23 protein-coding genes are annotated in these 18,308 nt (G+C 60.0%); 6 read left to right on the top strand and 17 right to left on the bottom strand.

What is annotated here, in order from left to right:
- Window positions 1-919: 919 nt before the first annotated feature.
- Genes C463_RS00095 through C463_RS00105 form a run of 4 tightly spaced genes read right to left on the bottom strand, consistent with a single transcriptional unit; the run spans window position 920 to window position 4,276 of the window.
- Complete coding sequence (locus tag C463_RS00095; RefSeq protein ID WP_008439967.1) at window positions 920-1,315, bottom strand: DUF7124 domain-containing protein; 396 nt, start codon at window positions 1,313-1,315, stop codon at window positions 920-922.
- Between the two features lie 18 nt (window positions 1,316-1,333).
- Complete coding sequence (locus C463_RS00100) at window positions 1,334-3,043, bottom strand: nucleoside recognition domain-containing protein (protein WP_008439968.1); 1,710 nt, start codon at window positions 3,041-3,043, stop codon at window positions 1,334-1,336.
- Window positions 3,036-3,221 (bottom strand): 30S ribosomal protein S14, encoded by a 186-nt coding sequence (locus C463_RS17260; RefSeq protein WP_008439969.1) that lies wholly within the window; start codon window positions 3,219-3,221, stop codon window positions 3,036-3,038. The genes C463_RS00100 and C463_RS17260 overlap by 8 nt, the downstream gene beginning before the upstream one ends.
- Before the next feature lie 2 nt (window positions 3,222-3,223).
- Window positions 3,224-4,276: an NAD(P)/FAD-dependent oxidoreductase gene (locus tag C463_RS00105; RefSeq protein WP_239638828.1), complete on the bottom strand. Its 1,053-nt coding sequence runs from the start codon at window positions 4,274-4,276 to the stop codon at window positions 3,224-3,226.
- On the opposite strand from C463_RS00105, the gene C463_RS19490 reads away from it, so the two are divergent.
- The 5 genes from C463_RS19490 (at window position 4,220) to tsaA (ending at window position 6,849) form a co-directional block, all read left to right on the top strand.
- Window positions 4,220-4,378: a hypothetical protein gene (locus C463_RS19490; protein WP_239638830.1), complete on the top strand. Its 159-nt coding sequence runs from the start codon at window positions 4,220-4,222 to the stop codon at window positions 4,376-4,378. The genes C463_RS00105 and C463_RS19490 overlap by 57 nt on opposite strands.
- 58 nt (window positions 4,379-4,436) lie before the next feature.
- Window positions 4,437-5,723 carry a GTP-binding protein gene (locus C463_RS00110; protein ID WP_049905328.1) on the top strand — a complete coding sequence of 429 codons (1,287 nt, stop codon included), beginning with the start codon at window positions 4,437-4,439 and terminating at the stop codon, window positions 5,721-5,723.
- A gap of 2 nt (window positions 5,724-5,725) precedes the next feature.
- Complete coding sequence (locus C463_RS00115) at window positions 5,726-5,992, top strand: hypothetical protein (protein WP_008439972.1); 267 nt, start codon at window positions 5,726-5,728, stop codon at window positions 5,990-5,992.
- A gap of 138 nt (window positions 5,993-6,130) precedes the next feature.
- Entirely contained in the window at window positions 6,131-6,283 is a 153-nt protein-coding gene (locus tag C463_RS20075; RefSeq protein WP_008439973.1) for a C2H2-type zinc finger protein, read from the top strand.
- Window positions 6,284-6,357: 74 nt separating this feature from the next.
- Complete coding sequence (gene tsaA, locus C463_RS00120; protein WP_049905331.1) at window positions 6,358-6,849, top strand: tRNA (N6-threonylcarbamoyladenosine(37)-N6)-methyltransferase TrmO; 492 nt, start codon at window positions 6,358-6,360, stop codon at window positions 6,847-6,849.
- 107 nt (window positions 6,850-6,956) lie between these two features.
- On the opposite strand, the gene C463_RS00125 is transcribed toward tsaA, so the two are convergent.
- From C463_RS00125 to C463_RS00170, 11 genes are all read right to left on the bottom strand, one after another.
- A complete protein-coding gene (locus C463_RS00125) occupies window positions 6,957-7,340 on the bottom strand; it encodes a DUF7124 domain-containing protein (RefSeq protein WP_008439975.1) in 384 nt (127 codons plus the stop codon).
- 1 nt (window position 7,341) lies between these two features.
- Window positions 7,342-8,634 (bottom strand): FAD/NAD(P)-binding protein, encoded by a 1,293-nt coding sequence (locus C463_RS00130; RefSeq protein WP_193365848.1) that lies wholly within the window; start codon window positions 8,632-8,634, stop codon window positions 7,342-7,344.
- Entirely contained in the window at window positions 8,631-9,689 is a 1,059-nt protein-coding gene (locus tag C463_RS00135; protein ID WP_008439977.1) for a metal ABC transporter permease, read from the bottom strand. The genes C463_RS00130 and C463_RS00135 overlap by 4 nt, the downstream gene beginning before the upstream one ends.
- Window positions 9,686-10,462 (bottom strand): metal ABC transporter ATP-binding protein, encoded by a 777-nt coding sequence (locus C463_RS00140; protein WP_049905332.1) that lies wholly within the window; start codon window positions 10,460-10,462, stop codon window positions 9,686-9,688. Before C463_RS00140 ends, C463_RS00135 begins: the two co-directional genes overlap by 4 nt.
- On the bottom strand, window positions 10,459-10,680 hold the full coding sequence (locus C463_RS17265) for a DUF7511 domain-containing protein (RefSeq protein WP_077152236.1): 222 nt from the start codon (window positions 10,678-10,680) through the stop codon (window positions 10,459-10,461). Before C463_RS17265 ends, C463_RS00140 begins: the two co-directional genes overlap by 4 nt.
- Window positions 10,677-12,221 carry a metal ABC transporter solute-binding protein, Zn/Mn family gene (locus C463_RS00145; protein WP_049905333.1) on the bottom strand — a complete coding sequence of 515 codons (1,545 nt, stop codon included), beginning with the start codon at window positions 12,219-12,221 and terminating at the stop codon, window positions 10,677-10,679. The genes C463_RS17265 and C463_RS00145 overlap by 4 nt, the downstream gene beginning before the upstream one ends.
- A gap of 401 nt (window positions 12,222-12,622) precedes the next feature.
- Window positions 12,623-13,288 (bottom strand): cobalt-factor II C(20)-methyltransferase, encoded by a 666-nt coding sequence (locus C463_RS00150; RefSeq protein WP_008439983.1) that lies wholly within the window; start codon window positions 13,286-13,288, stop codon window positions 12,623-12,625.
- Between the two features lie 3 nt (window positions 13,289-13,291).
- A complete protein-coding gene (locus C463_RS00155; RefSeq protein WP_008439984.1) occupies window positions 13,292-13,681 on the bottom strand; it encodes an iron-sulfur cluster assembly scaffold protein in 390 nt (129 codons plus the stop codon).
- Entirely contained in the window at window positions 13,682-14,254 is a 573-nt protein-coding gene (locus C463_RS00160) for a MogA/MoaB family molybdenum cofactor biosynthesis protein (protein ID WP_049905334.1), read from the bottom strand. It lies immediately after the preceding gene.
- Entirely contained in the window at window positions 14,251-15,582 is a 1,332-nt protein-coding gene (locus C463_RS00165; RefSeq protein ID WP_008439987.1) for a GTP-binding protein, read from the bottom strand. The genes C463_RS00160 and C463_RS00165 overlap by 4 nt, the downstream gene beginning before the upstream one ends.
- Window positions 15,582-16,799: a GTP-binding protein gene (locus C463_RS00170; protein ID WP_008439989.1), complete on the bottom strand. Its 1,218-nt coding sequence runs from the start codon at window positions 16,797-16,799 to the stop codon at window positions 15,582-15,584. Before C463_RS00170 ends, C463_RS00165 begins: the two co-directional genes overlap by 1 nt.
- A 97-nt stretch (window positions 16,800-16,896) precedes the next feature.
- Between C463_RS00170 and C463_RS00175 the strand changes: the two genes are divergently transcribed.
- The gene (locus tag C463_RS00175) at window positions 16,897-17,328 is read left to right on the top strand and encodes a CopG family ribbon-helix-helix protein (protein WP_008439991.1); all 432 of its coding nucleotides are present in this window, start codon (window positions 16,897-16,899) and stop codon (window positions 17,326-17,328) included.
- 7 nt (window positions 17,329-17,335) lie between these two features.
- On the opposite strand, the gene C463_RS00180 is transcribed toward C463_RS00175, so the two are convergent.
- Together C463_RS00180 and C463_RS17270 are read right to left on the bottom strand one after the other, a co-directional pair.
- Window positions 17,336-17,725 carry a CopG family ribbon-helix-helix protein gene (locus tag C463_RS00180; protein WP_008439993.1) on the bottom strand — a complete coding sequence of 130 codons (390 nt, stop codon included), beginning with the start codon at window positions 17,723-17,725 and terminating at the stop codon, window positions 17,336-17,338.
- Between the two features lie 136 nt (window positions 17,726-17,861).
- A partial coding sequence (locus tag C463_RS17270) for an AAA family ATPase (RefSeq protein WP_152422345.1) occupies window positions 17,862-18,308 on the bottom strand: 447 nt, incomplete at its 5' end.

An 18,308-nucleotide genomic window follows, 5' to 3' on the forward strand; every position in this document is an offset into this window, starting at 1 on the left:
GACCAAATCAGGTCGAACCTCTTCCAGTGACTTCTCCATATCACTCGGGAGTGGACTTGCCCAGATGACGGTGACAGCACTTTCGTCGTCGTTGACAGCGTAGCCCCATCCTCCCGGCGGATCGCCGTAGTCGTCATTCTCAATTGCGTATTGATTGTTAAATCCAACCGCGACGCTCTGTGTCCCGTTGTTTGTCACCTCAAGTAGGCGATCAACCTCTGTGATTGCGTTCCTGTTAACGCCTTCGCCAGGTGCATCTGTTCCCTCACCAGTGATATCAATCTCAACGGTACCATCCGCGGGCGCAGTCACATAATCGGCGTTCGCACTGTCGGGAAACGGAGTGNCTGTTCCCTCACCAGTGATATCAATCTCAACGGTACCATCCGCGGGCGCAGTCACATAATCGGCGTTCGCACTGTCGGGAAACGGAGTGATACCGAGAAACGCATCGGCATCGCCGGCGGTCTCAACAGTAACCGTCCGTTCGGCTTCAACTGTCGTGAACGCTCCCGTTCCAAGAAGCGCACCGCCCCCAGCTACTATTCCCACCAAGCCAGTAAGGGCGGCTCGTCGNTCGGCTTCAACTGTCGTGAACGCTCCCGTTCCAAGAAGCGCACCGCCCCCAGCTACTATTCCCACCAAGCCAGTAAGGGCGGCTCGTCGGTTCACACCACCCCCTACGATCGCTGAACACTTTGTATTAGTGTCCTTTCAATCCTCTTGAGGAGTTACTTTTGTTTCAAGCGCTCCCTTCACTCTCGTTGGGAGTGCCGAATACGCGCTCTGTATTCAGCACGATCTTCTGGAGATCATCAAAATCTGGCAAGATCTATAGTGGTACATTCGCACTCTTCAGTGACCAGCTGTATCAGACAGATAAATGTCTGAAGAAGAGGATTTCAACAGAGCCCAATTTTTATTTTCGCGTTCGGGAGACGCGATCCGACCATCGGCTCCATCGCGTCCGCGACGTCGTCTCCGGGTCTTCCAGATCCCAGCCAGCAGCGGTCGCGGCGTCTTCGAGTCCGAGATATTCCCATCCGTCCTGCGGAAGGGACTCCGGTTGCTCCGAAGCGTCTCCGACCAAGACGTGTCTCTCCGTTTGGAACCGGGAACTGAGGCGACGGAGGCTCAAGAAGGTCGACCTGACCTGGAAATCTCGGCGAACGAGGTGCTCGGCGCTGAAGACGTCAGCGGCGTCGGGATCCGCCGAGAGGAGACCAACGTGCTGCGCCCAGCGTCGCGCGTCCACGACGACTGCCTGTGGCTCACGGGTCCGCTGGAGGGCAGCCAGTTCGAACGCGAGGGTCATCGTTTCGCTCGTCATCGACTAGACCAGGGCTGCACCACCCCAGCCGAGGAGCAGGGAGAAGCCGATGGCCGCTCCCGCCTGCCGAAGCATCATCCGCCCGGCGTACCTCGGGGAGAGCTCCTTCGCGACCGTGGTCGCCGTCACCAGGCACGGAAGTAACACTCCCGCGAGGTAGACGGCCGTCAGTACCTGTACGGGGGTCATCGCGGACAGCATTGTGCTGAGGCCATCCGACTGCAACAGAAGCAGGCCATCCTTGCGGATCGACCCCATCACGACGACGAGTGCCGTCTCACCGGGAAGGTTGAACAGCCCCATCACCGGTCCAAGAGCCTCGCCCATCGCATCCAGGACGCCGAGATAATCGAGCGTCGAAGCGACGAGGACTATTCCGGCGAAGACGGGGAGCGCTTTCACGAAGAAACTCCGAATTACGGTTCTGATCTCACGCCACACGGACTGCCAGGTCGGCCACTGGAGGAACGCACGGTTTTCGGTGGCGAGCGACGCCGTTCGCGCACGCTCGGGAGCGATCAGGCGCGCATAGACGAGCGTCGTGGTCGTGAGAACCCCGAGATACGGGAGGACGAGCCACGGCATCTCGACGGCCGCGAACACAGCCAGTGTCGCCGGGAACTGGTAGGAACAGGCCGAGCCGAACCCAATCGCTGAGACGGTCGTTCGACGGGTACAGTCCGAACACCCTCGGGTGCTGGTGACTGCCGGGACGTTACAGCCGAATCCCATGACGACGCGAACGAGGTCACGGCCGGTGAGACCCACCCGACGAAGGTGTGGATGGAGTGAGGCGGTAATTCGCGTGACGAGTCCGCTCTGCTTGTAGACTGCCATGAACACCGCGAAGATGAGGATCGTCGGGCCAGCCCAGACGAACAGGAACGGTCCCATCGAGAGCAGGCCGTAGTCCCCACCCAGAACTGCTGCGAGCGGTTCTGGAAGATTGTTGGCCCACTGGACCGAGGGCTCCAAGAGAGTACTCACTCGGGGAGAGAGTTCGGCCGCCGCTGCGTTTGCGAATTGAACTGCGGCCGCGGCAGGCAACAGGAGCAAGGCAATACTGACGAACGGGCCGAGAAGCGAATGTTCGAGAACCGTCTCTGGCGGGTCGAGATGAATTCCCGTTTGCCGATTGACCCGGCCCGGGAACTCGTCGGCGTTGTGAAGCGCGCTGACCAGCTGATTTCGGTCACCCCCGTCGATCGCAGCGCCACCGCCGTCAGTTGCGACGCGGGAGACGTTTCGTGCGTCCACCGGCGCGAGCGGGACACCGAGGTCGTCGGCGAGCGCGTTCAATTTTTCACGCGCCTCGGGCTGGTTCTCAACCTTGTCCCAGAACGTCACTGCGATCGCGCCGACCTTTCCCTGTACCAGCGGTAGAAGGTCTTCGAGGTCGTCGTCGATATTCGTCGCGCGAACGACGAGGAGGACCGTATTAGTCTCTTCGACGGCGCTGATTGCCGCCCGGGTGGTCTCTGTGTCCGTCCCGAGCAAGATGCCGGGTGTGTCGACGAAGACGAACTCGTCCGAATCGTATCGCTCGATGTCGACAGTCGTTCCCCGAAAGTTCCCTGTCTTCGGCGTCGTCCCAGAGAGACCGGCGACGAGCTCTGATTTCCCAACGCTCTCTTTCCCGACGACTACGACAGTTTCCTTCCCGTCGTTCTCTGTTGATGGGGCGTCGCCTGTGAAGCTCCGTGCGTCAGTCATATTTTTTGAATCCCATCTTCGGAGCCAGTTCACGGAACGACTGCCGACAGAGCCAGATGTCGTACTTGCCGACGAGACCCTGTTCGCGGCCCGTCATCCGGCAGACGTGTCGGTCATTGTCTCTCGCCTCGTTCGATTGCTCGGTTCCACCGTCTTTGTTCGAAGTATCTCGTACCATGATTAGCAGTCGCACATATCAGGTTCGCAGCAGGACAGATCCTCGAGGAACATGCTCTTCTCACGGTACTCGTTGAGGGGAGTTCGGTCGACGTCGAGTCTTGTGGCAATTTCGTCAGCGACGACGGCGAAGCGCTGCCTGAACTTGTAGATGAAGCAGAACTGTTGACCGTTGTGCGCGACCTGTGGACCGGCAAGAAATAGGCCGGGAGTGATAGTCGACTCGTCTCGTTCGGTCAGCCTGGGCTGGCCGTTCTCGGAATCGAAGTGTTCGTCGACGAGACCGAGCCCACTCTCGAATCCAGTTGCGAGCACTGGCCGATTCCGTGTCGTGTACGACGCTCCGTCAGTACCGATTACGTCGAACGTCCCCTCATCGACGTCGACGCGCTCGACCCGGATTCCGTCTTCGAGGGCGATCGGTGCGTCGTCTTCGAGGGCCTCCCGCAGCCGCTGGCTGGTATACGGAGAGAGTACTTCGCTCGGATCGGGGCCCCGGAACTGCCAGGGCCCTTCCTCGTCGACGACGAGCACTTCGTGACCCAGGTCGGCGAGTGCGAGTGCCGCGTCGATACCACTCTCGTACCCGCCGACGATGACGATGGGGTCCTCGACACACTCGTCGGCGAACGCACTCCAGGATTCGACCCAGGTATTGTGGACGCAGTGACCCGCACCGGGGAACGGATCGTCGTTCGGTTGCCCGAACTGTCCGGCCGCCCAGATGACGAACCGGCTCTGGATGACGCCTGTCGACGTATGGAGGACGAACCCGTCGTCGTGTCGCTGGACCGACTCCACTTCGACGCCGGTTCGGACGGGCAAATCGTGAAAATCGACGACTCCTTGGAGATATTCGGCGTACTCTCCACCGGTCGGGTGTTCACGGTCGAGCGCGAATGCGGGTGAGGTGTCAGTCGTGACAGCGTTCAGGTCCCGGCAGCCGAAGCTGTTGCTGGGGAACGATGGCGTGATGAGACGCATCTCGTCTGGCCACTGTTGGAACGATGCCCCGACTTCGTCTCGCTCGAGGATGGCGTAGGAGTCGAGACCCAGATCCGCGAGGACGGCCCCAACACCGACGCCTGCGGCACCTGCCCCGACAATCGTTACGTCGAGCGACTCGTGTTTGCGGGCTACTTCTGGTGTCACTGTTAACAACACAAGGTAGTAGAAAGCTAATTATAAATAATATGCGCTATGGTGTTAATAACAGATGAGTCGAGAGACAATTCCCGTCACGGTGCTGAGCGGCAACCTCGGCGCGGGCAAGACCACCGTGCTGAACAACCTCCTGAACACGCGAACCGACCTCGACGTCGCGGTCCTCGTCAACGACATGGGCGAGGTGAACGTCGACGCCGAGCGCGTCGCCGAACACTCGGACATCTCGGAAGACGACGAGGACCTGATAGAACTCTCGAACGGCTGTATCTGCTGTGAGCTACGCGGCGATCTGCTGGACGCACTCGCTAAGCTCGCACAAGCCCGCGAGTTCGACTACCTCGTCATCGAATCGACGGGCGTCGCCGAACCCTTGCCGGTCGCCCAGACGCTCACCATGGGATTCGACCAAGGAGACCTCGACCCCACGGAGTTCTACGAGGAGACCGGCATCGAAGTGATGGACTACTACGAACTCGACACGACCGTCACTGTGGTCGACGCCCACCAGTTCTGGACGACGTTCGATTCGAAGGAATCGCTGATGGACGGCGACACCGAGAAAGACCTCGGAAGCCTCTTGATCGAACAGATCGAGTTCTGTGATGTCCTGCTGTTGAACAAGTGCGACCTCGTCGACGAGGAGACGCTCGACGAGATCGAAGAGATGATCGAGGTGCTACAACCCCGCGCGGAGATCATCCGAGCCGAACACGGCGCGGTCGATCCCGGTGAGATCCTCGACACAGGACGGTTCGACTTCGAAGCGGCGAGCCAGTCCGCGGGGTGGCTACGGGAGCTCCAGCAGCCGCACGAGTCCGCCGAAGAGGAACACGGCGTCACGTCGTTCGTCTACACGTCGCGCCGTCCGTTCCACCCCGAGCAGTTTGCCGATCTCCTCGATTCGTTCCCCGCAAACGTCGTCCGGTCGAAGGGCCACTTTTGGCTGGCGGGTCGCGAAGAAATGGCACTCGGATTGAACGTCGCGGGACGGTCGATCCGAGTTGGGTCGGCTGGTAATTGGATTGCGACGCTGCCGGAGAACGAGCGCGAGAGCTACTTCGAGGCCAATCCGGAGCTCGAAGAGATATGGGACGACAAGTGGGGTGACAGAGGGACCCAGCTCGTGCTCATCGGTACGGACATGGACCACGATGCGCTCCGCACCGACCTTGATGCGGCCCTGCTGACCGACGAGGAAATGGACGCTGACTGGACCGCCTTCGACGACCGGTTCCCGACGTGGGACGGCGAAGATGCCGCCGAACCGGGAGAGACGACCGGGGAGTCGACTGAAACGACCGATGATGGTGCCGAAGAGGTCGGCCTCGCGGACTGACGATGTCCTCGCCACAATCCCTCTTCCGGACTGTCGTCAACAAGAACGCGCCACACGAGACCCGTAAAGCGGCGATTGGCGAGCTTGCCGAGATAGACGCGACGACACAGCTTCGCGTGATCGTCGTCGCAGACGGCCTCAACGGGTCGTTCCGCCGGAACGCGTTGAACGCGCTCGGTCGATGCCGAGCGACGACAGAACTCGGTGCGCTGGTCGACGACGCAAGCCTACCGACAGCGCTCCGAGAGCGGGCGGACCAGCTTCGCTAGCGCTCTATTCGGTTCGTTTGGTTTCGTTTTGAGCTCGGAAGTTAGTTAGTATGCGGTCCAAGTTAATATTCTGAAGCAGTCAATACTGGTCATTTCTTAATAAAATTCTTGTATATGTGTCCCCGAGTTGTTAATGTAATGTCGTACACCTGCTCCAGCTGCGATGCACAGTTCCAGAGCGCTGCTGGCGTGACCCAGCACGTCGCACTTCATCATAACACGTGTGCCGAGTGCGACGAGAATTTTGACGACACCGATTCGTTGCGCAACCACATCCACGAGAATCACTGAGCAATCACTACGCCGCGGAAAAGATCTGTCTCGGTCACGGTACTGATTTTTCGGTAGAAGACGAAGCCGCGAATGTGCCCAAAGACACGTTCAGCTACGAATCGATTGGAGTGATTCGGACGCCGTTCGAATCAGCAGAAGGAATTCCGATTCAACCGATCGGAGCAGATTCAGTCACAGGAACTGTCGAAATCGAGGCGTCGTATGCGGATGGATTAGCGGATCTTGCCGAGTTCTCGCACTGTATTCTGTTGTACCATTTTCACGCATCTAGCGATGAATCTCCCCTACGGATCGAACCGTTTCTCGATGACGAACGACGAGGAGTCTTCTCGACACGGGCGCCACAACGTCCGAATCCGATTGGCCTCTCCGTTGTGGCAATCGAGTCCGTCAAAGAACAAGAACTGACCGTGAGCGGAATCGACGTTGTCGACGGGACACCAGTGCTTGATATCAAGCCGTTCGTTCCCGAGTTCGATATCCCGTCCAAGGTGGAGACTGGCTGGCTCGATGCGTCGGAATCCACGATCCGATCAGAACAGGCCGACAAGCGGTTTCTCTGATTTCCCGGTCGCTACTCGTGGATAGTCTGAGCGAGTTTCCAGTCCTACAAACTAGTTGTCTTACCGCGACAGGCGAGCGCGTTATATATTCAGCTTCTTTCGTCTCGCTACGGCCAGTTGCCGCCAGTTGAGGACGTAGTCTCAATCGCCCAGTCCGCGGTGTCCGCAGCGTCGGTCACTAATTGAAACGTCCAGTCGGGTACTGTCTGTACCACCCTCGCGGTCTCGTCTGTCCCGACGAAGACGTATCGTTCCGTCTCGAAGTGTCCTCGGACCGCCGTCAGCGCCTCCGCTATCGAACGTGGTCCGGACAGGAACTCTTGGTGGTATTCGGCCTCTCGCACCCGTCGTCGTTCGATGTACGACGGCTCCGAGGACACGATCCCGACGTGGCTGGTCCAGGTAGTGGCATCTTCGAGGGCGTGGGCGGGCCGTGCGAGTCGATCGAGTGCTCCAAGCGAGACAGCGAGCGTGAGATCGGTCGAAGCCACGTCACGATCCTCTTCGAGAGCTCATCGGGAGCGGGTCTGTCTCCGCCTGATCTGGTGGGTCGAGAATCCGTTCCGCGGCCCGGCGGGCACCGACGATATTGCGAGCAAAAGGACCGACGCTGGGCTCCGCGAGCGCGCCCGAAATGTACACCGCGGACTCAGTGCCGTCGGTCCGTCTCCACGCGAGGGTTCGATCGTTGAGAACGGGGAATCCCTTGACCCCGCGTGCGAGCGACAGTGACTCGCTGACGCGGCCGACCAGCGGCTGCTCGGGAACCGGTTTGAGTCCGGTCGCGAGGACGACGCGTGCGGCCGTCGCTCTCTTGCCGTCGTCGAAGCGGAGGGACAGCCCCTCGTCTGTCGGGTTCGCAGACGTGATTTCGCCTTGCCTGTGTTCAAGCGCACCACCGTCACGCGCTTCGGCCAGTCGTCGCTCAACGTACGGTGGGATCGTGGCATCGTTGCGGGCGGCTCGGACCCGATCGAGACGGGCCTCCGATCCCGGCGGGAGCGTGTGGATCTCTTTGCCGATGTGACGCCAGTTGATCCAGTGCGGGTCGGCCTCGGTCAGTTCGATTTCGAGTTCGTGACGCGATAGGAGCGTCACCGCGGTCCGTTCTGCCAGACGGCAGGCGAGGTGCCCGGCAGTGATACCGCCTCCGACGACGAACGTTCGCCCCTCGAACGGGCCGGGCGTCGCCGGGTCGAACGCTTCGTCCCAGATGTGTTTGAGGGGCGCGTCGTCCGGGAGCGACGCCGTCCACTCTGGGAGCGTCGGCGTCGCCCCGAGCCCGACGGCCAAGACGACGCGGTGAGTCTCAATCGCTCCCGCACCCGTTTCCACCAGATACGTCTCTGTGCCCGCAGACCGGGTAACATCGGTTACCTTCGACCGATGATGACAGTCGGAAAGCTCACGGCGCCCGATAACGTCGCGAGCGTGGTCGAGAAACAGGTCGAGAGTCGGTCGGTCTGGGTAGTTCTTCGTCGACACGAGTTCGTTCGCTCGGTGGTGTCCTTCCGCGTACGACTCGAGCGAGAACGACTCGGTGTCGATGTGGTGGACGAACGTCGATCGGAGGGTCTCCATGCCGCACTGATTGGCCTTCTTGGCGAACGAAGCGAGTAACTCCTCGCGCGGGTCGAGGATCCGAATCTCGTCGCGCGTGTATCCCCCCTCCGTAATGAGGTGGTTTGCGAGACAGGTGCCGTGAATTCCGCCGCCAACAATCACGTACTCGTAGGGGGGATCACCACTCAGTGGGTGATCAGCGGTCAACCTACCGACCGTCACTCTCGTTTTCCTCCGTCGACTTCCAGTTCTTTTCGGTGGTGCTTAGACTGACGATCACTGAACCGTTGTGCGATCGAGAGCCGATACCCCAACTTTCGACTACTAAGCGCGACGGCGTACACGGCAATCGCCGCGACGACGATCGAGCCGCCGGCCGCAATTCCGTAGACGTACGACAGCATCACACCGGCTATCGCCGCGAACTCGGCGGCGAGGATCGCCAGCAAGATGGATTGCTTGAAGCTCTCCGCGACTTGCGCCGCAGCGGCGACCGGAACGACGAGCATCGCAGCGACGAGGATGACGCCCATAATCTGCATCGCGCTGACGACGACCAGCGCCGTGAGCACGACCATGAGGCGTTTGTATAGGCGGACGTTCAGTCGCGCCGCGCGGGCGGCCGTCGCGTCGAATGTGACGTACAAAAGTGGCCGATAAGCTAGCGTGACGAGGCTACCGACGAGGACACTCATTAACACGAGGATACCGACGCTCTCCGTCGAGACAGTCGCCAAACTGCCGAACAAGTAGGCGTCGATACCGACCGCGATGCCGCCGTCGGTGGCAGTAATGAGGATACTACCGACCGCGAACCCTCCTGTCAGAACAATCGCCAGTGATGTGTCGCTGTACGCTCCGGCGTGTTCGACGAGCAACTCTACGAGTAGCGCCGTGACGATTGCGACCACGAATGCGGTGAGCAGCGGCGACAGCGTGAGCGAGAAGGCCGAATTGAGGAACAACCCGACGGCGACGCCGGCGAAGGCTGTGTGTGCGAGCGTATCGCTGATCATCGCCATCTCTCGATGAACGAGGAACGTCCCGACGACCGGCCCAATGAGAGCGATACACAACGCAGCGAGGTAGGCACGTTGCATATACGGGTATTCGAGCATCGGCATGCCGAGCAGGTCGGCCAACACGTTCATTCCGGGACCAAAGACGTAGTTGAGGAACCACTCGATAGGGGCGAGGACGTTGACAGCAAAAAGCGGAGTCGCTATCACGTTGTCGAGTGGAACGCCCTCTCCGAGGCGACGTAATATGAACATCATTTGTGGTCGTGCTGGAGGATGTGTTGGTCTTTCCCATAGGCCTGCGAGAGAGCATCAGTCTCGACGAACTCCTCCGGGTCGCCGTCGAAGAACAACTGACGGTTGAGACAGGCGACATCCGTCGCGTGTGTGGTGACGACACCGATATCGTGCTCGATCAGAATGACGGTTAGTCCGGTCGCGTTCAGGTCATGGATGAGGCCGTAAAACTCCTCTCTGGATTCGGCATCCACGCCGACCGTCGGTTCGTCGAGCGCGAGCAGATCGGCCTCTGAGGCGAGCGCACGGGCGATGAACACCCGTTGGCGTTGGCCACCGGACAGTCGACCGACCCGGCGAGACGCGAGGTCTGTGATTCCCACCTGTTCCAGCGCGTCTTCGATCGCTTGCCGGTCCGCTGCCGAGAATCGACCGAAAAGCCGCCGCGGGTACCGACCCATCTCGACAACCTCTCGAACCGTGATCGGCATATCGCGCGCCGCCTTCGTCGCGTCCTGTGCGACGTATCCGATCCGCTCGCCGGCGTCGAACTCGTGGGCGGGTTCGCCGAACAGCGACACCGTGCCTTCGTCTGGTCGACGAAGTCCGAGCATCAAGTCAAGCAGCGTGCTCTTGCCGCTTCCGTTCGGCCCGACCAGTCCGAGAAAGGAGCCGGGCTCGACGTCGATCGACACCGACTCGAGAACTGGGGCCCCTCCGTAGCCAAATGTGACGTCGTCGACTCTGATGAGGGGGTTTCCCGACTGTTGCCGCTCCGTCGTTGCTGTCGTCATCGGTAGTCGTCGAGGTCGACGAACGAGTTCTCGTACGCCGTAATCCAGGTTGTTGTTCGATACGGAACAGCCACGTCCGGCGGATAAATCGTACAGACGGGTCTCTCCGCTGGGCCGACGACCAGTGCCATCAGTCCCGAACGAGGGCTCTCGGATGGGCCAGGCTCGGCGTTCCCGTCCCACTCCGGTTCCGTGTCGCCAGACGTGGTGTCGCTCATTCTGCGTCGAGGGCCTGCTTCAGGGTCTCGAGATTGATGTTTTCCATGATCTCAATGTAGCCCCAGCCCTCATCGGCCCACTCCTGGGTCTGTCCGGGAATTGGCGTCAGCGGGAGGACTTCGGTGGCGTCGGTCTCTGCGACGAGCTGGTTCGCCGCCGTCTGAGATTCGAGCGGATCCGCACAGACGTACTGGAGGTCGTGTTCGGCGATGATCTCCTGGGCCCGTTCGATATCCCTCGGCGTCGGCTGGTCGTCCGGTGACAGTCCCGTCAGCGTCCGGACCTCGAAGTCGTAGCGCTGACCGAGGTACTGGAAGGCGTTGTGACCAGCGACGAACACGACGTCTTTCGAGGCGCCCTCTAGCGCGGACTGGAACGACTCGTCGAGTTCGTCCAGACGATTACGGTACGACTCGGCGTTCTCGGCATAGGCACTGGCGTTGTCGCCGTCGACGTCGACGAACCCGCTCCGGATGTTGTCGACGGCCTGCTTCGCTCGCTCGGGGTCTAACCAGAAGTGCGGGTCCGCTCCGCCGGAGTGGTTGTGGCCGTGTCCCTCCTCGCCTTCGTGATCGGCTTCTCCCTCCTCGTGGCCGTGTTCACCCTCATGCTCGCTATCACTCTCGTGCTCATGTCCGCCCGCACTCTCAGTCACTTCGGGTTCGATGACCGACCCACTGCCGTCGGTGAGCGTCGCGTCGAACTCAGCGGGAGCGTGCTGGGCAAAGAGGACATAGTGACCCTCTGTTTCAATATCGATGGAGAACGTCGTCTCACCGGAGTCCGCAAACTGGAGGTGATAGAGTGACTCACTGGACGGCGCGAGTGTTCCGCCGCCTTCGACCGGTGTGTGCGTGTCGTGGTCGCCGTAGAGGGCGGCCGCAGTTTCCTCGACGTGGTGAATGCCGTGGTCGCCACCCTCGTCGGTCGCGATGACGGCGAGTTGCATCCTCGGATCGGGGCCCTCGTGGAACGTGTGCGTGTAGGTGCCAGCTTCGAGGTGGTAGAGGCCAGCCCACTCCCAGGGAGTCTCCCCACCGTGATCGTGCTCTCCTTCACCGTCGTGACCTTCCTCGTGTTTGCCCTCATGATCTCCTTCCTGACCGTGATCGTGGTTGTGACCGCCTTCGATGAGGTTGATACCAGCACCGGCAGCGACGATATCGACGTCGGCGTCGTCGTCACCGAGACTCGTCACGAGGTCGTCAGCCCACGGCTGGAATCCCTCCATCCCGTAGAGGAAAAGGTCAGATTCGAGGATTGTTCCCTGAATCTGTGGCCCTGGTTCCCACCCGTGGCCGTGTTGGCCGATCGGGACGAGCGTCTCTGCGGTCGCGGTGTCGCCTGCAACCTGGCTGGCTAAGTCCCCGAATACGAAGAACGAAGACTGGGCTTCCGGCCCGGTATTCTCTGTCGCTGTTGAGCCGTCATTCTCCGCCGCGCCGGAGTCGCTGTTGTTCGATGTACAGCCCGCGAGCGCACCGATGGTTGCCGTACCGAGTCCAGCTACGATGAGTCGACGTCGGGTGTATCGAGGCATCTATTGATAATACTAGCAGATTAGCTAATAAAGACTGTGATTTTAGTCACTCAAGTTAATAAGAAACACTAACTGAAATCTAAGTTTAGTAACCTGTGTCGTGGTAACTAATGCGAGTCGTGGAATTACTAATTATTGCTATCTCAAAATCCGTATTACACAACCCTGAGAATGGTGCTAACAGGTTTTTCCTACTCGTAGCCCGAATGAATGGATGTAATGTGTCACTGCTTCAGCGACCTAGCCGAGATGAGTGATGAAGAGCGTACGGAAATCCTCAGCGAACACTCGACCAAAGAACTCCGCGCGGAATACTCCACGGAAGAACTAGAAACCCTCGGCGTTATCGCCTGAGGCTAGTTCACGTTGGTCTTACTCGGACGACCGACAGCGTCAGCCCGTCACTTAGACCCAGTCGCTGCCCGTTTCTTTGCGTACGCGAGCGTGTAGTAGTCTCGATCAGTTACCTCTCCGGGATCGTTCGTAACGAGGGCCTCTTCGGTATCCATGAAGAGTCGCCGTCCGAACGTCACCTCGTACCCTGCTTCAGTCATCTTTTCGTAGGTCGTCGGTGCGTCAGTCACTTTGAACAGGATTAACCGATTCGGACCGATCGGTGCTTCTCCGTCGGTTGCCTCGCGGAGCGTCAGTTCAGCGCCAGCGTCGATGTCGATCCCGAGGACCGAAGCGAACGCCGTCACACTGCTGACACCCGGAACGACTTCGATGTCGACGCTGGGATGCTGCTCGCGAAGCGTCCGACGCAGGTGTCCGAACGTCGAGTAGATACAGGGATCTCCGAGCGTGACGAACGCCGCGTCGGCGTCGCGCGCGTTCGGCGCGACTTCCGCGGCCGCCGCCTCCCACGCCGCCTCCAGCTCTTCGGGGTCGGTCGTCATCGGGAACTCGAGGTCACCCAGTTTCGAGTCGGGAACGTACTCGGCCGCGACGCGCCGTGACAGTCGTCCGGGTGAGTAGACGATGTCGGCCGATTCGAGCCGTCGCTTGCCGCGAACCGTGAGTAGGTCAGTCGCGCCCGGCCCCAGCCCAATTCCGTACAGTGTCATCGGTTACGTACCCCCCTCATAGTTCTTGACGCCGTCCTGAACCACCTCCTCCGCGAGTACAGCACACGGGACGCGCATTGGCGTCAGCTCGATTCCCAAGAGATCGAGGGCGTCCTCACGGTCGAGGTCATGAACCTCCGAGAGCGTCATTCCCGGGAGCTCTTCGGCGAGCAGGCTCGCACTCGCGATGCTGATCGCACAGCCCTCTCCAGTAAACGTGACCTCTTCGATCGTTTCACCGTCCTCGGCGAGTCTGAGGTCGAACGTGAGTTCGTCGCCACAGGAAGCGTTCTCGCCAGTGTGAGAGACGGTAGCTGGCGAGAGGCGCCCCCACCTTCGAGGATTGCGGTAGTGATCCAGGATTACCTCCTGATACATTTTGGAACCCTGCATCTACTCCACCCTGTGTCGCGTCGCGAGCCCGGCGAGATGCGGGGCTTCCTCCGCGATAATTTCGGCCGTGGCGAGTTCAGCGGCGTTCACGCTTCCGGGCAGCACGAATACTGGGACGTCGCGGGCGATACCTGCCGTCGCGCGGGTCGCGACGACGCGGGTTCCGACCTCCTCCCACGAGAGCCGCCTGAACGCCTCGCCGAAGCCTGATAGCTCGCGATCGAAGAGCTCGCTCACCGCGTCCGGACTGACGTCGTCGACCGTGACTCCCGTCCCGCCGGTAGTCACGACGAGGTCAACGTCCGACCGATCCAGACACTCGCTCACAGTGGTCTTAATTCGGACGTAGTCATCCGGAACCGTCCGACGTGACGTGACAACATGACCTGCGTCGACGAGAATGTTTGCGACGGCGTCACCGCCGGGATCAGTTGGGTCTGCTTCCGTGGCGGTTCCTCGGGACGAGGAGACGGTCACGATTGCGACACCGAGGGGATCGACGCAGTCGTGACCGTCTTGATCCGTCGTCCGTCGGTCCGCCGCCGACGGGAGCTCTGAGTGATTTTCGGTCATTGTCCCTCACCGACCACGAGACGCTGTTCCATCGGTGGCTGAGACCGGTCCATCGTCCCCGGAAACGGATTCTCGAGTTCGTCCCAGTTCCCCGCCATCTCCGATTCTGAGAGGAGACAGTCGTCGAGGGCAGCAGCGATGGTCGCGTCGTCCATTCCAGCACCAATGAAGACGAGTTTTATTTCACGGTCTCCCCACTGTTCGTCCCAGTGGAGATCCGGTCGTGACTCTCGATAGTATTCACGCTGGAACTCGGGGACCGTGACCGCCCATCGGCCGTTGACTTCGACGTGCGTCTGCGTACCCGCTTGGCTCAAGTCCAGCGCGTATCGATCGCGTCCAGCGACCCACAGGTGTCCTTTCGCCCGGACGACGGACTCGGGGAACGAGCGGAGCCACTGGGTGAACCGTTCCGGATGGAACGGCCGGTGGCGCTCGTACACGAACGAGCCGACGCCGAACTCCTCCGGCGGGTGACGGTGATCGTGGTCGTCACCCTGACCATCGTGGGTACCGTCGTGACCGTTGTCACGCTCGGAACTCTCGTCGTGACTATGACCGCCACCGTGGTCCATCTCTGCTGATTCCGGCTCTCCGGCCCCTCCGTGGTCGCTCGAGAGCACCTGCTTCCACCGGGCGGATCCTTTCGCTTGTTCTCTGTCGAATCGTCCAGTTCCGAGAACGTCGTCGGGTTCGACGGCGCTCTCCGTCGTGCGGGTGATGTCGATTTCGGGGTGGAGCGTTTCGAGCACGCGTTCGACCGCCTCGCGCTCGTCTTCCGTGACGAGGTCACACTTGTTGAGGACGAGTACGTCGCAAAACTCGACCTGCTCGGCGAGGAGGTCCGAAAGCGGTCGAGAGCCGTCATCCGTCGACTTGATCGGACGACCGTCGACGAACGACTGATGGAACTGTGCGGCGTCGACCACCGTTACGGTCGTATCGAGATCGTACAGCGTCGACGCACGTGCGGGCGAGACGAACCGCTGGGCGATGGGGACCGGATCGCTGATCCCCGAGGCTTCGATGACTAGATAATCGAACTCCTCGTCGAAGGCCAGACGCAGCAACTCCTGGTCCAGTTCGTTCTGGAGGCCGCAACAGATACACCCGTTCGACAGCTCCGTGACGCCGCCGTCTTCCAGCGAGAGCTCAGAGCCGTTCTCGATGAGGTTGGCATCAACGTTTACTTCGCCGACGTCGTTGACGAGAACGGCGATATCGTACTCCTCGCCGCCAACCGTGAGGAGGTGGTTGAGCAGGGTCGTCTTTCCGGCGCCGAGCCCGCCACTCAGGATCGTGACCGGGGGTTGCTCGTCGACAGCCATCAGTCGTCAGCCAGTACGAGTTCGCGCTGGTCGTCGGCGGTGAACGGGTCCGGATACTTGTTCCAGTCTTCCCCCATCTCTGCGTCTGAGAGGACACAGTCTTCCAGTCGCTCGATTAGTGTCTCCTGATCGAATTCGCGGCCGATGAACACGAACTCTGATCCCCGGTCGCCCCACTGGTCGTCCCAGTCCTCTTTGATGCCGGGACGGGCGGCGAAGTAGCGCTCCTGTTGGGCCTTCGGGAGCGTGGCGATCCACGTCCCTTTCGGACCGGCCCGAACCGACTGGCCCGCTTTGTCGAGACCCATGGCGATGTCTTCGCGACCGGCGGACCAGAAGAAGCCCTTCGCGCGAACGATGCCATCGGGGAGGTCAGCCAAGAAGCGAGCGATCCGCTCGGGGTGGAACGGTCGGCGGGATTCGAAGACGAACGAGGTGACCCCGTGTTCGTCGGCGGCCGACTCGTGGTGATGGCCATGCTGGAGTTCACGCTTCCATCCGGCGGACTGACTTGCGCGATCGAAATCGAACCGACCTGTATTCAGGATCTCTCTGGGGTCTATTGCCCCGTGTTCGGTTCGGACAATATTTGCTCGCGGTTGGAGCGCCCGTAGCACTGCCTCCATCTCTTCAAGTTCATCGTCGGGGACAAGATCGCACTTGTTCAACAAGAGGACGTCGCAGAACTCGATCTGATCCATCAGCGCCTCCTCTGGGACGCGGTTCCCTTGTGGATCGATGGAGTCATCGGTGAGGGCCTGACCGGAATCAAACCCCTTCCAGAAGCTGTGCGCGTCAACGACGCTGACCATTGTATCGAGTTCGTAGACCCCCGTGGGGTCGAAATCCGCGTCTTCGAACCCGCGAGCAAACGTCTGTGCGACCGGAATCGGTTCGCTGATCCCAGACGACTCCACGAGGAGGTACTCGAAGTCTCGCTCTTCAGCTAATCGGCCTACCTCATCAAGCATGTCCCCGCGAAGCCGACAGCAGATACACCCGTTCGACATCTCGATGATTTCGTCGTCGTTCTGGGTGAGATCCGACTCGCGTTCGACGAGGTCGGCGTCGACGTTCACTTCGCCCATATCGTTTACTAAAATGGCGGCGTTGAGTTCCTGTTCGCTACTAAGAATGTGGTTGAGCGTCGTCGTCTTGCCAGCTCCGAGGCTTCGGCTGAGAATCGTTACCGGGATCGGGTCGTCGTTGGACGGCATACTCTGATTATGAATATACTACACTAAAATACTAATTATTATGCTTATGTCTTATCGTCATAACAGAAACTAATAAGGCTGAATAAAACTTTAATATATGAGCGTCGTTAGCATCTCAATGCCCGAGGCGTTGCTGGAACGCATCGACGAGTTCGCCGAAGAACACGGGTACAGTGGCCGAAGCGAAGTCGTTCGCGAAGGCACACGCACGTTATTCGAAGAGTTTCAAGAGCAACGTATCGAGGGACAAAAGCAGATGTGTACGGTAACGGTCGTCTTCGAGTACTGTCAACCTGCCGTCCAGGAGCGTCTCACAAGAGTACGCCACGAGTACGATGCTATCGTCTCCGCAACTACCCACACACACGTCCAAGACCAGTACTGTATGGAGTTGTACGTTTTAGAGGGGGCCACAGAAGCACTATCTGGATTCGTCAACAGCGTTCGGGCAGTGCCGAATGTCCAAGCGGTGGATTACTCGATCGCCTCACTGGGCAATGCTCACATCGATCAGCGCATCAAGTCTTGAACACCGCTCAGTGCTCGGCGAGGAGCATCAATTTAACACGACTCACCGTATCGAAATCGCGCAAGCGATAGGTGAGAGTCCGGACGCGCGAGGCTGGCCCGTTACAAAAGAGCGTCTCGAGACACCACTCTCCTTCATGGATATGATTTGTGGTCGTGATGACGTCCTGAAACTGGTGTTGTACGTTGTGGATGTCTTCAATAACCGCTTCGTGTTCGTAATCGAAGGCCATGACGACGACGACGTCGCCTTCGATATCTTCCAATCTGGTGTGTGCCTCAATGTACTCTTGCATCGCTTCGCGGGCGCCACGCGAACGCGAATTTAATCCTTCTGCTTGCCACGTTTCATCGAACTCGGACAGGAGGTCATCGGGAATGTTGAAGCTCGTGCGCATGATCTTGTTCTTGATTTTATCGGTGATCTATCTTCGAATATCACAGTACTCCCGAGTCGTGGGATATCGCTCACGTAGGCTCCGACCACCCGACTGAGTCTCATCAAGAAGTCGTAAGAGATGCCGAAAAAGGCGGTCAGTCATGTCTGTGTCCGTCTGTGGAGGGTTTCGGTGCGGTATTTGAATTCCCAGCCTCTGTCAGGAGCGACACGAGGTCCGATTCGGTCACCGGCTGTGCCGTCGCCCCCAGCTCCGCGTCACGAGCCACACGAACCGCGCTCGGTGGGTGAAGGTTCGCGTCAGCCAACAGGGCGTCGTCGTAGAACACCTCTCGGGGTGTTCCGCCTCCGATGATGTTGCCGTCGGCCATCACGCAGACGCGGTCCGCGACTTCGGCGGCGAATTCGAGGTCGTGCGTCGACAGGACGACACTGATACCGTCCTCGTGAATTTGCTCGATCCGCTCCGCGACCAGCTGGGACCGGTCGGGATCAAGCCCTGCGAGCGGTTCGTCGAGCACGACCACACTCGGTTCGAGGACGAGCACACCGGCGAGGCCAGCGAGCCGTTTCTCCCCGCCGCT

This window comes from Halorubrum californiense DSM 19288 (assembly GCF_000336875.1).
Classification (GTDB): Archaea; Halobacteriota; Halobacteria; order Halobacteriales; family Haloferacaceae; genus Halorubrum; species Halorubrum californiense.